This is a genomic window from Pseudomonas sp. SMV7 (assembly GCF_052041995.1).
Lineage (GTDB): Bacteria > Pseudomonadota > Gammaproteobacteria > Pseudomonadales > Pseudomonadaceae > Aquipseudomonas.
The window spans coordinates 41417-55035 of the sequence record NZ_JBKGGT010000013.1 but is presented as its reverse complement, the minus strand read 5'-3'; the positions used below and the strand labels follow the sequence as shown (position 1 = coordinate 55035).

At 64.7% G+C, this 13619-nt stretch carries 9 protein-coding genes; 5 read left to right on the top strand and 4 right to left on the bottom strand.

The window, feature by feature from the left end:
- The first annotated feature begins 20 nt into the window (after positions 1–20).
- The 3 genes from ACLEJP_RS16835 to ACLEJP_RS16825 all read left to right on the top strand — a co-directional run bounded on the left by ACLEJP_RS16835 (position 21) and on the right by ACLEJP_RS16825 (position 4069).
- Positions 21–1328 (top strand): dicarboxylate/amino acid:cation symporter, encoded by a 1308-nt coding sequence (locus ACLEJP_RS16835; protein WP_440808158.1) that lies wholly within the window; start codon positions 21–23, stop codon positions 1326–1328.
- A 117-nt stretch (positions 1329–1445) separates the two neighbouring features.
- Positions 1446–2750 carry a CitMHS family transporter gene (locus ACLEJP_RS16830; RefSeq protein ID WP_440808156.1) on the top strand — a complete coding sequence of 435 codons (1305 nt, stop codon included), beginning with the start codon at positions 1446–1448 and terminating at the stop codon, positions 2748–2750.
- Between the two features lie 65 nt (positions 2751–2815).
- The gene (locus ACLEJP_RS16825) at positions 2816–4069 is read left to right on the top strand and encodes an OprD family porin (protein WP_440808153.1); all 1254 of its coding nucleotides are present in this window, start codon (positions 2816–2818) and stop codon (positions 4067–4069) included.
- Between the two features lie 162 nt (positions 4070–4231).
- Here ACLEJP_RS16825 and soxR read toward each other — a convergent pair whose 3' ends face one another.
- The 3 genes from soxR to lysA form a co-directional block, all read right to left on the bottom strand.
- Entirely contained in the window at positions 4232–4687 is a 456-nt protein-coding gene (gene soxR, locus ACLEJP_RS16820) for a redox-sensitive transcriptional activator SoxR (RefSeq protein WP_440808151.1), read from the bottom strand.
- 68 nt (positions 4688–4755) lie between these two features.
- Entirely contained in the window at positions 4756–5493 is a 738-nt protein-coding gene (locus ACLEJP_RS16815; RefSeq protein WP_440808147.1) for a GntR family transcriptional regulator, read from the bottom strand.
- 72 nt (positions 5494–5565) lie between these two features.
- A complete protein-coding gene (lysA, locus tag ACLEJP_RS16810; RefSeq protein ID WP_440808145.1) occupies positions 5566–6789 on the bottom strand; it encodes a diaminopimelate decarboxylase in 1224 nt (407 codons plus the stop codon).
- A 123-nt stretch (positions 6790–6912) separates the two neighbouring features.
- On the opposite strand from lysA, the gene ACLEJP_RS16805 reads away from it, so the two are divergent.
- Positions 6913–7818 (top strand): LysR family transcriptional regulator, encoded by a 906-nt coding sequence (locus ACLEJP_RS16805; RefSeq protein WP_440808143.1) that lies wholly within the window; start codon positions 6913–6915, stop codon positions 7816–7818.
- 153 nt (positions 7819–7971) lie between these two features.
- Here ACLEJP_RS16805 and ACLEJP_RS16800 read toward each other — a convergent pair whose 3' ends face one another.
- The gene (locus tag ACLEJP_RS16800; protein ID WP_440808141.1) at positions 7972–8325 is read right to left on the bottom strand and encodes a hypothetical protein; all 354 of its coding nucleotides are present in this window, start codon (positions 8323–8325) and stop codon (positions 7972–7974) included.
- Between the two features lie 274 nt (positions 8326–8599).
- Between ACLEJP_RS16800 and ACLEJP_RS16795 the strand changes: the two genes are divergently transcribed.
- Entirely contained in the window at positions 8600–13465 is a 4866-nt protein-coding gene (locus tag ACLEJP_RS16795) for an NAD-glutamate dehydrogenase (RefSeq protein ID WP_440808139.1), read from the top strand.
- The last annotated feature ends 154 nt before the right edge of the window (positions 13466–13619 follow it).

Below are 13619 nucleotides of genomic sequence, written 5' to 3'. Positions count from 1 at the left end.
TCAACAATGGGTGATGCCACATGAAACTCGCCAAATCGCTGTATTTCCAGATCCTCTGCGCCGTCCTGCTGGGCGTGGTGGTCGGCCATTTCTGGGCGCAACAGGCGGTGGCCCTGAAGCCGCTGGGTGATGCGTTCATCAAGCTGATCAAGATGATGATCGCCCCGGTGGTGTTCTGCACCATCGTCACCGGCATCGCCGGCATGACCGACAAGCGCTCCCTGGGGCGCCTGATGAGCAAGACCCTGCTGCTGTTCCTCGGCCTGACCGTGGTCAGCCTGGTGATCGGCCTGGCGGCGGTGTACCTGTTCAAGCCCGGCGTCGGCATGAACATCGACCCGGCCACCCTGAGCACCGCTGGCCTGAGCCAGTACACCGCGTCGGCCGCCAAGCTGAGCGTGGTGGACTTCTTCATGCACATCATCCCGGACACCTTCATCGGTGCCTTCAACAAGGGTGAGGTGCTGCCGGTGCTGTTCATTGCCGTGCTCAGCGGTTTCGCCCTGTCGTCGATGGGCGAGAAGGGCAAGCCGGTACTGGACGTGCTGGAGTCGGCGTCGACCATGGTGTTCCGTATCTTCGGCTACCTGATGCGGTTCGCCCCGGTCGGTGCCTTCGGTGCGCTGGCGTTTACCGTCGGCCAGTACGGCATCACCTCGCTCGGTTCGCTGGCCAAGCTGGTGGGCACGCTGTACATCGCCTGCGCGTTCTTCGTCCTGGTCGTGCTGGGTGGCATCTGCCGTGCCCACGGTTTCAGCCTGTGGAAACTGCTGCGCTACTTCCGCGAAGAGTTCCTGGTGGTGCTGGGCACCTCCTCGACCGAGCCGGTGCTGCCTCGCATGCTCGAGAAGCTCGAGAAGCTGGGCTGCAAGAAGGGCGTGGTCGGCCTGGTGCTGCCCACCGGCTACTCGTTCAACCTGGACGGTACCGCCATCTACCTGTCGCTGGCCGCAGTGTTCATCGCCCAGGCCTGCAACATCGACCTGAGCCTGGGCCAGGTGGTCACCATGCTGGCGATCATGCTGCTGTCGTCCAAGGGCGCCGCCGGCGTGACCGGCAGCGGCTTCGTGGCGCTGGCCTCGACCCTGACCGTGATCCACGATATCCCCCTGGCCGGCCTGGCCCTGCTGATCGGCATCGACCGCTTCATGTCGGAAGCCCGGGCCTTGACCAGCCTTGCCAGCAACGCGGTGGCAACGGTGGTGGTGTCGCTGTCGGAAAACGCCTGTGACCGCCAGACCCTGCTCAGCCGCCTGAATGGCGAAGCGCTGGCCAGCCCGGTTGCCGAAACGCCTGAATGGGCCGCCGAGCCGCATCGTCACGGCTGAACTGCGGAGCCCTGAACCTCTGTCGATACGTCCCCCCACCCGCTTCTGCCGGGTGGGGCAGGGGGCCGTCTGCGCTGCACTCGGCCACACTGGAAAATAACAACAAGAGAACAAACCATGCTTGCACTTCTGGGCCTGGTCATGGTGGTGACCTTCACCTACCTGATCATGAGTAAACGCCTGTCCCCGATCGTCGCACTGACCGTCGTGCCGATCGTCTTCGCCCTGATCGGCGGCTTTGCCCCGGAGCTGGGCAAGATGATGCTCGACGGGCTGAAGATGGTCGCGCCGTCTGCTGCGCTGCTGCTGTTCGCCATCCTGTTTTTCGGCCTGATGATCGACGCCGGCCTGTTCGACCCGCTGATCCGCAAGATCCTCAAGCGGGTGAACGGCGACCCGGTGAAGATCGCCATCGGCACCGCGCTGCTGTCGCTGCTGGTGGCCCTCGACGGCGATGGCACCACTACCTACATGATCACCTGCGCCGCCATGCTGCCGCTGTACAAGCGCATCGGCATGAACCCGATGATCCTGGCCACCGTGTCGATGCTGTCGCTGAGCATCATGAGCGGCATGAGCCCCTGGGGCGGCCCGGCCACGCGTGCCATTGCCGCGCTGGGGCTGGATGCCACCGAATACTTCATCCCGATGTTGCCGACCGTCATCGGTGGCGCCGCGTGGGTCGTGTTCACCGCTTTCCTGCTGGGCCGCGCCGAACGCCGGCGTATCGGCAACATCGCGCTGGAGTCCGGTGGTGGCAACTGCTACATCAAGGAAATCCTGGGTGATAGCCCGCACAAGCGCCCGCGCCTTGCCTATGTGAACCTGGTGCTGGTGATTGCGGTGATGACCGCGCTGGTGCTGGGCCTGATGCACGCGGCCATCCTGTTCATGATCGGTTTCGTCGCCGCGCTGATGATCAACTACCCGCAGCTGGAGCTGCAGAAAGAGCGCATTCTTGCTCATTCGGGCAATGCGATGACCGTGGTGCTGCTGGTGTTCGCCGCGGGCATCTTCGCCGGCATTTTCTCCGGCACGAAAATGGTCGATGCGCTGGCGCAAACCCTGGTGGACTGGATCCCTGAAGCCTGGAGCCACTGGTTCCCGCTGGTGGTGGCGCTGACCAGCATGCCGCTGACCTTCGTGCTGTCCAACGACGCCTACTACTTCGGCGTGGTGCCGATCCTGGCCAATGCTGCGGCGGCCTATGGCATCGACCCGGTGGAAATCGCCCGCGCCTCGGTGCTCGGCCAGCCGGTGCACCTGATGAGCCCACTGGTCGCGTCGACCCTGCTGCTGGTGGGCATGGTCGACCGCGATATCGGCGACTTCCAGAAAGCCACGGTGAAATGGGCGGTGCTCACCTCGCTGGTCATCACCGCACTGGCACTGCTTACCGGGGCCTTGTCCTTCTTCGTCTAAGCGTTACCGGGCGCTGCCAGGCGCCCGCCACTACTCATTCTGAAAACAACAACAGAGTACCGATCATGTCCCGAGCTGTGTTCCGTGGGGCCACCTGTGGCCTGCTGTGCGGCTGGCTGCCCGTTGCCGGCGCCGCTGGATTCGTCGATGACAGCAAGCTCAAGCTGCAACTGCGCAATGTCTATTTCAACGAGAACTTCCGTGACGAGCAGGGCATGAGCGCCCGTGCCGCAGCCAGCGCCAAGAGCGAGCGGGTGGAGTGGGCGCAGGGCTTCCTGCTCGACTACCAGTCGGGCTTTACCAACGGCACCCTGGGCGTGGGGCTGGATGCCCTTGGCCTGTGGGGGGTACGCCTCGATTCCGGTCGTGGGCGCAGTGGCACGGGGCTGCTGCCGGTGCATGACGACGGCCGCGCTGCGGACGAGTTCGCCAGCGCCGGGGTGACCGCCAAGGCACGCCTCGGCCAGACGGTGGTCAAGCACGGCACCTTGCTGCCGAAGACACCGTTGCTGGTGTACAACGATGCGCGGCTGTTGCCGCAAACCTACCAGGGCACGCAGCTGACCAGTACCGACATCGACGGGCTGGCCTTGACTGCTGCCCACCTGGACCGCTTCAAGCAGCGTGATTCCTCCGACAGCACCGGCCTTTACCTGGATGGCTATGGGGGCGACAAGTCGGGTGATTTCAACTTCGCCGGTGCTGATTATGCGCTGAACAAACAACTGCGGCTGAGCTACTACCATGGCCAGCTCGAGGATTTCTATCGCCAGGATTTCGCCGGGCTGGTCCACGACCTGCCATTGGCCGGCGGGGTGCTGACTACCGACCTGCGCTATTTCAAGAGCCGCGACAGCGGGGCGGCCTACGGCGGCGCCATCGACAACGACATGTTCAGCGGGCAGTTGGCCTATGCCCATTCCGGCCATACCGTGGGTGCGGGCTACCAGGTGCTCGATGGCGAAGCGGGGTTGCCGTATATCAGCGGGGCGACGGTGTATTCGTTCAGCAACGTCGGTATCGGCAAGTTCATCGAGGAAGAGGAGAAGACCTGGATGGCCAGCTACGCCTATAACTTTGCCGCCGCGGGTGTGCCTGGGTTGACCTTCATGGCGCGCTACCTGAGTGGCGACAATGGCCGCTCCGGTAGCGAGGGGATCAAGGAGTGGGAGCGTGACGCCGAGCTTGCCTATGTGGTGCAGGCCGGGCCATTGAAAGGCCTGGGGGTGAAGTTGCGCAATTATGTCTACCGTTCGGACTTTGCCCGGGGACGGGACAGCAATCGCCTTTATCTGACCTACGATATCGCCATCTGGTAAGGGGCCGGGCTTCAGTCGCGCAGCGTGTCGCCTGCATCGCGGATGAATCCGCTCCTACCAGGGTGAACGGCTTCAGCTTGCGGCTGCACCGGTAGAAGCGGATTCATTCGCGATCACCGGCATGGCCGGTGCCATCCACCGCGTTGCCTGCGGGCCCCTGCCTTATCGGGCCTTGTTCTCCAGAATCCGCCCGCCGGTGCCTTGCTTGCCCAACACATCCTCAGGGTTGCGCAGCGGGCATTCCTCCAGCGACAGGCAACCGCAACCGATGCAGTTGTCCAGGCTGTCGCGCAACGCCTCCAGCGTGCGGATGCGCGCATTCAGGTCCTCGCGCCAGGCACTGGACATTTCCGCCCATTGCGCCGCCGTCAGCTTGCTGTTCGGCGGATACCGGCTGAACGCCTGCTTGATTTCCTCCAGGGGAATGCCAGTGCGCTGCGCCACCTTGATGATCGCCAAGGTCCGCAACACCAGCGCGGGATAGCGGCGCTGGTTGCCTGCCGTTCGGGTGCTGGCGATCAACCCCTTGGTTTCGTAGAAATGCAGCGCAGACACGGCCACGCCGCTGCGCCTGGCCACTTCACCTACCGTTAGCATTCGTGTGCTTTCTACTGCCATGCCTGTTGGCCTCACCTTGACCTGCGGAAACTGATGCGTATTTCTTCGGGAGTACCGCGATGATCGGTTCAACCCGCTGGACGATCCCGACGCAACTGGGTAACCAGGGTAAAGCGGTCGTCTGGATACACGGTCTCGGATACCGCCATCAGGTCGCCGTTTTCCTCACGGTAATGGCGGATGATGTGCAGCCCGGGCGAACCCGCCTCGGCCTTCAGCGCCTGGGCTACTGGCGCTGTCAGCAGGACCGCTCGCACCTGTTGCTCGACTACCGCGATTGCCCGGCCATAGCGCTGCTCGATCAACCCTGCGATTACCTGCTCAGGGTGTTCGCGGGCCAGTGCGATGACCTCGGCATAGTCGCGCGGTATGTAGACATCGCTCCAGCACTGCGGTAAGCCATCCTGCACGCGACCGACGCGGGTGCTCGACACGCACAGGTAGTGCTCACCCGCTACCAGGCCCAGCCGCTCGGCCTCGTTCAGGTCGGCGACGAATTGGCGCACGTCCTGTATCTGCCGGTGCTGGTTCTGCCCGAGTTGTGCAAGCTCCGCCACGCTGGCCAGCGACTGGGAATAACCACCCCGCGGGCTGCTGGCCTCGACCCGGGTGCCCACGCGCTTGCGCCGCGACACCAGCCCCTGGCCGAGCAACTGGTCGATGGCCGCGCGCACCGTGTGCCGGCTGACACCGTACAGGTCGCACAGCTCGAGTTCGGTGGGCAGCAGGCTGCCCACCGGGTAACGGCCGCTGGTGATGCCGTGCATCAGGTCCTTTGCCACACGGGCATAGCGCGTCGGGTTCATGCCTTGCCCTGTCGGCAAATGAAAGCTGGGCAGTTTAACAGAGCCCCCCGACGCTGCGGGTTACGCTGCCTGTCACTCCAGGCCCAGCAAGTCCTGCACGGTCTGCCGGCGGCGAATCATGCGCAACGCGCCCTGCTCGATGAGGAACTCCGGCAGCAGTGGCCGGCTGTTGTAGTTCGATGACATCGATGCCCCATAGGCGCCGGCGTCGTGGATCACCAGCAGGTCGCCCACCTGTGCCTGGGGCAGGTCGTGCGGGGTCAGTTCCTGGTCATCCTGGGTAAACACGTCACCCGACTCGCACAGCGGCCCGGCGACCACGGTTGGCTGGCGCGGGCCCTCCACCGGCTGGCCGTTGGCGTCGAGCAGGGTCATGCGGTGGTAGGCGCCATACATGGCCGGGCGCATCAGGTCGTTGAAACCGGCATCGATCATGACGAAGGTGTTGCGGCCGGCCTGCTTCACGGCACGCACTTCGGCCACCAGGTAGCCCGATTCTGCCACCAGGAAGCGCCCGGGCTCGATCTCCATGCGCACCGGGTGGCCCAGCATGGCTTCGATTTCCTGGCGCGCCACGGCCCAGGTGCGGGCGTAGCGCTGCAGGTCGACCGGCTTGTCGCTGCTGCGATACGGGGTGGAAAGCCCGCCGCCGATGGAGAAGGCTTCGATGTCCACGCCCAGCCGGCCAACCAGCCCGACCATCGCCCGGGCCACCTGCTCCAGGTGCTGGTAATCCACCCCGGAGCCGATGTGCATGTGCACACCCACCAGATGCAGGTCATGGGCCTTCACGCAGGCCAGCGCCTCGTCCAGCTGCTCATGCCAGATGCCGTGCTTGCTGTTTTCGCCGCCGGTGTTGGTCTTGCGGCTGTGGCCGTGGCCGAAACCAGGGTTGATGCGCAGCCACACGCGGTGGCCGGGGGAGCGTTCACCGAGCTGGCGCAGCATGTCGATGGAGCCGGCGTTGACTTCGATCTTCGACGCCACCACCCGCTCCAGGGTCGGCCGGTCCAGCGCATCGCAGGTCAGCACCACGCCGGCGGGGTCGCCAGCCACGCTCGCACCGGCCGCGAAGGCCCGCTCCATCTCGCCCAGCGATACCGCGTCCAGCACCAGGCCGTGGGCGCGCATCAGCCGCAGCACGTGCAGGTTGGGGTTGGCCTTCTGGGCGAAGCGCACGGTGTCGAACACCTTCAGTTGTTCGACCCGTTCGGCGATGGTGCTGGCGTCGTAGGCCCACAGCGGCGTGCCGTGCTGGCGGGCCGCTGCGGCCAGGAGGGGGAAGGGTGCGGTCATGGTGGCGCTACTCATGTAAGGAAGGCGCCGAGGATGGCGCAAAGCGGGAATTCAGAAAAATAGCTATTTTTCTGCTGGCCATTCATATCTGATATACCCCTAGCCGACTTGCCGGGTGCTGCCGTGAAATTGTCCGTTCGCCATATCGAAGTGTTCCGCGCCATCATGGCCGCGGGCAGTGTCACCGGCGCGGCGCGCCTGCTGTTCACCTCGCAGCCCACCGTCAGCCGGGAATTGGCGCGGCTGGAGCAGGTGACCGGCCTGAACCTGTTCGAACGCGAGGCCGGGCGCCTGGTGGCGACCGCCCAGGCGCTGCTGCTGATCGAGGAGGTGGAGCGCGCCTACCTCGGGCTGGAGCGGATCGAGCGCTTCGCCCAGGCCATTCGCAATTTCGAGCAAGGCCGGCTGGCCATCACGTGCTTGCCGCTGTTTTCCCAGACCTTGTTGCCCAGGGCCTGCCAGCGCTTTCACCAGCAGCACCGGGGCGTGAGCGTGAGCATTGTGGCGCAGGAGTCGCCGTTGCTGGAGGAGTCGCTGGTCGCCCAGCAGCATGACCTGGGCCTGACCGAGGTCGAGCAGATACCCCGCGGCGCCTACGGCGAATTGCTGTTCAGCGCCAACATGGTCTGCGTGCTGCCGGCGGCGCACCCGCTGCAGGCCAAGGCCGAACTGGAGCTGAGCGATTTCCACGAGGTCGACTTCATCAACCTGGCCAGCCTGGACACCTACCGGCAGCGCCTGGACCAGCACTTCCGGGCGGCAGGGGTGAACCGCCGCACGGTCATCGAGACCACCAGTGCCGCCTCGGTGTGCGCGATGGTCAGGCAAGGCCTCGGGGTGGCGATCATCAACCCGCTGAGCGGGCTGGAGGCCGCGCAGGGTGGCTTGCCGATCCGCCGCCTGCGGGTATCGGTGCCGTACCAGGTGATGTTGATACGCCCGGACCACCGGCCAGCGTCGGCGGCGGTGGAACCGTTCTGTGAGGCGTTGCGGGTGCAGGCACAGGAAATGCAGGCGGCGTTGATGTAGCGCCCGCCGAGCCTGCGCGGCGCCTGCTTCGCGGCTAAAGCCGCTCCCACAGGGATCGCGCAGGTTCGGGCCTCACGCGGTCGTTGTGGGAGCGGCTTTAGCCGCGAACACCGGCAAAGCCGGTGCCATCCACCACGGTGCCTGCCTGGTGGCTCAAAGCTCGCAGACCAAGGTGCCGGTCCCGGCCAGGATGTTCTCCAGGGTCTGCTTCACCTCATCCATGTCGCTCAGCTCGCTGGTCAGGTTGATCTCCAGCGTTTCATCCCCCTTCAGCGCATCGCGGTCGCCGGCCGCCACTTCGATCAGCAGGCGTTTGCCGCTCAAGGTCACTTTCAAGCCATCCAGTGTCGACGGTTCGTCGTCCAACGTCAGGTCGACGGTGTCTTCGTCCGGGTAGCGGGTCAGCAGGAACATCTGGCCCTTGTCGCTGTGGCAGCACAGGGTCGCCATGTTGTCTTCCTCGTCATCGCAAGGGGTGGCGAACAGCAGGGCAGTATTGATTTGCATGGACAAGGCTCGGATGAAAGGAAACGGAATGGAATTCTGACAGTCTTGTCGCCAGGCATAAACGTAAAGTTACCGGCCCTTGACCGAAATTGTCGCAGCGCTGCAAGCCTGAATGACCGATCAGTCGGTAAGCTTCGGCGAGCCCTGGGCGTGCCTGCGCACGTTCAACGCCTGGTTTTACCGTTCGCCTTGCCACGGGTTGGCTATCGTTGATCCGTACATGGCGCACGCAGCGACGCTTCAACTATTACAAAGCCCAAGCGGAGTACCACAGATGGCGTTCTTCACCGCAGCCAGCAAAGCCGACTTCCAGCATCAACTGCAAGCGGCCCTGGCGCAGCACATCAGCGAACAGTCCCTGCCACAAGTGGCGCTGTTCGCCGAGCAGTTCTTCGGCATCATCTCTCTGGACGAACTCACCCAGCGCAGGCTTTCCGACCTGGCCGGCTGCACCCTTTCAGCCTGGCGCATCATCGAACGTTTCGACCCTGAGTACCCGCAAGTGCGGGTGTACAACCCCGATTACGAGCGCAATGGCTGGCAGTCGACGCACTCGGTGGTCGAGGTGCTGCACCACGACCTGCCGTTCCTGGTCGACTCGGTACGCACCGAGCTCAACCGCCGTGGCTACAGCATTCATACCCTGCAGACCACAGTGCTCAGCGTGCGTCGTGGTGCCAAGGGCGAATTGCTCGAACTGCTGCCCAAGGGTACCCAGGGCGAGGGCGTGCGCCATGAATCGCTGATGTACCTGGAGATCGACCGTTGCGCCAATGCCGCCGAGCTGACGGTGCTGGCCCGCGAGATCGAGCAGGTGCTGGCCGAGGTGCGCGTGGTGGTGGCCGACTTCGAACCGATGAAGGCCAAGCTGCGCGAAGTGCTGGCGCAGGTGGAGCAGACCGCCTTTGCCCCGGCGCAGCACGAAAAGGGCGAAGTCAAGGCCTTCCTCGAATGGCTGCTGGACAACCACTTCACCTTCCTCGGCTATGAAGAATTTACCGTCCAGGGCAACGCCGATGGCGGCCAGATGGTCTACGACGAGCAGTCGTTCCTCGGCCTGCCACGCCGCCTGCGCGTAGGCCTGACCAGCGACGAGCTGCGCATCGAAGACTACGCCGTGGCCTACCTCAACGAGCCGCTGCTGCTGTCGTTCGCCAAGGCCGCGCTGCCCAGCCGCGTACACCGCCCGGCTTACCCGGACTACGTGTCGATCCGCCAGCTGGACGCCGATGGCAAGGTCATCAAGGAACACCGCTTCATGGGCCTGTACACCTCGTCGGTGTATGGCGAAAGCGTGCATGCCATTCCGTATATCCGGGTCAAGGTCAACGAAGTCGAGCGCCGCTCGGGCTTCGACCCCAAGGCCCACCTGGGCAAGGAACTGGCCCAGGTGCTGGAAGTGCTGCCGCGCGACGACCTGTTCCAGACACCGATCGACGAGCTGTTCAGCACCGTCATGTCGATCGTGCAGATCCAGGAGCGCAACAAGATCCGCGTGTTCCTGCGCAAGGACCCGTACGGCCGCTTCTGCTACTGCCTGGCCTACGTGCCGCGGGAGATCTACTCCACCGAAGTGCGGCAGAAGATCCAACAGGTCCTGATGGAGCGCCTGAAGGCCAGCGACTGCGAGTTCTGGACCTTCTTCTCCGAGTCGGTGCTGGCGCGCGTGCAGCTGATCCTGCGGGTAGACCCGAAGAACCGCATCGACATCGACCCGCAGCAGCTGGAGCGCGAAGTGATCCAGGCCTGCCGCTCCTGGCACGACGACTACTCCGCGCTGGTGATCGAGAACTTCGGTGAAGCCCAGGGCACCAACATCCTCGCCGATTTCCCCAAGGGCTTCCCGGCGGGCTACCGTGAACGCTTCGCCGCGCACTCGGCGGTGGTCGACCTGCAGCACGTGCTGAACCTCTCGGAAAGCAAGCCGCTGGCGATGAGCTTCTACCAGCCGCTGACCCAGGTCGGCGAGCGCATCCTGCATTGCAAGCTGTACCACGCCGATACGCCGCTGGCGCTGTCCGATGTGCTGCCAATCCTGGAAAACCTCGGCCTGCGCGTGCTCGGCGAGTTCCCCTACCGGCTGCGCCATGCCAGCGGCCGCGAGTACTGGATCCACGACTTCGCCTTCACCTACAGCGAAGGCCTGAGCCTGGATATCCAGCAGCTCAATGACATCCTCCAGGACGCCTTCATCCATATCGTCCGTGGCGATGCCGAGAACGACGCCTTCAACCGCCTGGTGCTGACCGCCGGCCTGCCCTGGCGTGACGTGGCGCTGCTGCGCGCCTACGCCCGCTACCTGAAGCAGATCCGCCTGGGCTTCGACCTTGGCTATATCGCCAGCACCCTGAACAACCACACCGACATCGCCCGCGAGCTGACCCGGCTGTTCAAGACCCGCTTCTACCTGGCGCGCAAGCTCACCCAGGAAGACCTGGATGACAAGCAACAGCGCCTGGAGCAGGCCATCCTGGCCGCGCTGGACGACGTCCAGGTGCTCAACGAAGACCGCATCCTGCGCCGCTACCTGGACCTGATCAAGGCCACCCTGCGCACCAACTTCTACCAACCGGATGCCAACGGCCAGAACAAGTCGTACTTCAGCTTCAAGTTCAACCCCAAGCTGATCCCCGAGCTGCCCAAGCCGGTGCCCAAGTTCGAGATCTTCGTCTACTCGCCACGGGTCGAGGGTGTGCACCTGCGCTTCGGCAACGTGGCCCGCGGCGGCCTGCGCTGGTCCGACCGCGAGGAAGACTTCCGCACCGAGGTGCTGGGCCTGGTGAAAGCCCAGCAGGTGAAGAACTCGGTGATCGTACCGGTCGGCGCCAAGGGCGGCTTCCTGCCGCGCCGCCTGCCGCTGGGCGGCAGCCGCGACGAGATCGCGGCCGAAGGCGTGGCGTGCTACCGCATCTTCATTTCCGGCCTGCTCGACATCACCGACAACCTCAAGGACGGTGGCGTGGTGCCGCCGGCCAACGTGGTGCGCCATGATGATGACGACCCGTACCTGGTGGTGGCGGCCGACAAAGGCACCGCGACCTTCTCCGACATCGCCAACGGCATTGCCATCGACTACGGCTTCTGGCTGGGCGACGCCTTCGCCTCGGGCGGTTCGGCCGGTTACGACCACAAGAAGATGGGCATTACCGCACGCGGCGCCTGGGTTGGCGTGCAGCGCCACTTCCGCGAGCGCGGCATCAATGTGCAGGAAGACCCGATCACCGTGATCGGCATTGGTGACATGGCCGGCGACGTGTTCGGCAACGGCCTGCTGATGTCCGACAAGCTGCAACTGGTGGCTGCCTTCAACCACTTGCACATCTTCATCGACCCGAACCCGGAGCCGGCCTCCAGCTTTGCCGAACGCAAGCGCCTGTTCGACCTGCCGCGTTCGGCCTGGACCGACTACGACACCAGCATCATGTCCGAAGGCGGCGGGATCTTCCCGCGCAGTGCCAAGAGCATCGCCATCAGCCCGCAGATGAAAGAGCGCTTCGCCATCGAAGCCGACCGCCTGACCCCGACCGAGCTGCTCAACGCGCTGCTCAAGGCGCCGGTGGACCTGCTGTGGAACGGTGGCATCGGTACCTACGTCAAGGCCAGCACCGAAAGCCACGCCGATGTCGGCGACAAGGCCAACGATGCACTGCGGGTCAACGGCAACGAACTGCGCTGCAAGGTGGTGGGCGAGGGCGGCAACCTGGGCATGACCCAGCTTGGCCGGGTCGAGTTCGGCCTTAACGGCGGTGCCACCAACACCGACTTCATCGACAACGCCGGCGGCGTGGACTGCTCCGACCACGAGGTCAACATCAAGATCCTGCTCAATGAAGTGGTGCAGGGTGGCGACATGACCGAGAAGCAGCGCAACCAGCTGCTGGGCAGCATGACCGACGAAGTGGCCGGCCTGGTGCTGGGCAACAACTACAAGCAGACCCAGGCACTGTCGCTGGCAGCCCGCCGTGCCCGCGAGCGGATTGCCGAATACAAGCGCCTGATGGCCGACCTGGAGGCGCGTGGCAAGCTGGACCGCGCCATCGAGTTCCTGCCGTCCGAAGAGCAACTGGCCGAACGCCTGGCTGCTGGCCAGGGGCTGACCCGCGCCGAGCTGTCGGTATTGATCTCGTACAGCAAGATCGACCTCAAGGAGCAACTGCTCAAGTCGCTGGTGCCGGACGACGACTACCTGACCCGCGACATGGAAACCGCCTTCCCGCCGTCGCTGGTCAGCAAGTTCGCCGAGGCCATGCGCCGCCACCGCCTGAAGCGCGAGATCGTCAGCACCCAGATCGCCAACGACCTGGTCAACAACATGGGCATCACCTTCGTCCAGCGCCTGAAGGAGTCGACCGGCATGAGCCCGGCGAACGTGGCCGGGGCCTATGTGATCGTACGCGACATCTTCCACCTGCCGCACTGGTTCCGCCAGATCGAGGCACTCGACTACCAGGTGCCGGCGGAAGTCCAGCTGACCCTGATGGACGAGCTGATGCGCCTGGGCCGCCGGGCTACCCGCTGGTTCCTGCGCAGCCGCCGCAACGAGCAGGACGCCGGGCGCGACGCCGCGCACTTCGGGCCGAAGATCGCGCAGCTGGGGCTCAAGCTCGACGAACTGCTCGAAGGGCCGACCCGCGAGCGCTGGATGGTGCGTTACCAGGGCTTCGTCGAGGCTGGGGTGCCGGAGCTGCTGGCGCGCATGGTGGCGGGTACCAGCCATCTGTACACCCTGCTGCCGATCATCGAGGCGGCTGATGTCACCGGGCATGACCCGGCGCAGGTGGCCAAGGCGTTCTTCGCCGTGGGCAGCGCGCTGGACCTGACCTGGTACCTGCAGGAGATCAGCAACCTGCCGGTGGAGAACAACTGGCAGGCCCTGGCCCGCGAAGCCTTCCGCGACGATATCGACCTGCAGCAGCGGGCGATCACCATCTCGGTACTGCAGATGGCCGACGGGCCGGAAGACATGGACGCCCGTGTGGCGCTGTGGGCCGAGCAGCACCGGGTGATGGTGGAGCGCTGGCGCGCCATGCTCGACGACCTGCGTAACGCCACCGCTACCGACTATGCGATGTACGCGGTGGCCAACCGCGAGCTGGTCGACCTGGCCATGAGCGGGCAGGCGGCGGTGGTGCCGTCCTGAGTCTGGTAGTGCGTTGAAAAAAAGCCCCGGCAGCGATGTCGGGGCTTTTTCATAGGTGCCTGGCGCGGATTTTGTGGGGTGCGCAAATCGAGCGCCGCCCGCGCGGCGCTCGGTCTCACTGGCGATAAAAAAATCTTGTGGCGCGCCCTCCGCC

Bases quoted from the DNA above. Each gene is read 5' to 3' on its own strand.
- ACLEJP_RS16835 (WP_440808158.1), top strand. From the start codon at position 21: ATGAAACTCGCCAAATCGCTGTATTTCCAGATCCTCTGCGCCGTCCTG.
- ACLEJP_RS16830 (WP_440808156.1), top strand. From the start codon at position 1,446: ATGCTTGCACTTCTGGGCCTGGTCATGGTGGTGACCTTCACCTACCTG.
- ACLEJP_RS16825 (WP_440808153.1), top strand. From the start codon at position 2,816: ATGTCCCGAGCTGTGTTCCGTGGGGCCACCTGTGGCCTGCTGTGCGGC.
- soxR (WP_440808151.1), bottom strand. From the start codon at position 4,687: ATGGCAGTAGAAAGCACACGAATGCTAACGGTAGGTGAAGTGGCCAGG.
- ACLEJP_RS16815 (WP_440808147.1), bottom strand. From the start codon at position 5,493: ATGAACCCGACGCGCTATGCCCGTGTGGCAAAGGACCTGATGCACGGC.
- lysA (WP_440808145.1), bottom strand. From the start codon at position 6,789: ATGACCGCACCCTTCCCCCTCCTGGCCGCAGCGGCCCGCCAGCACGGC.
- ACLEJP_RS16800 (WP_440808141.1), bottom strand. From the start codon at position 8,325: ATGCAAATCAATACTGCCCTGCTGTTCGCCACCCCTTGCGATGACGAG.
- ACLEJP_RS16795 (WP_440808139.1), top strand. From the start codon at position 8,600: ATGGCGTTCTTCACCGCAGCCAGCAAAGCCGACTTCCAGCATCAACTG.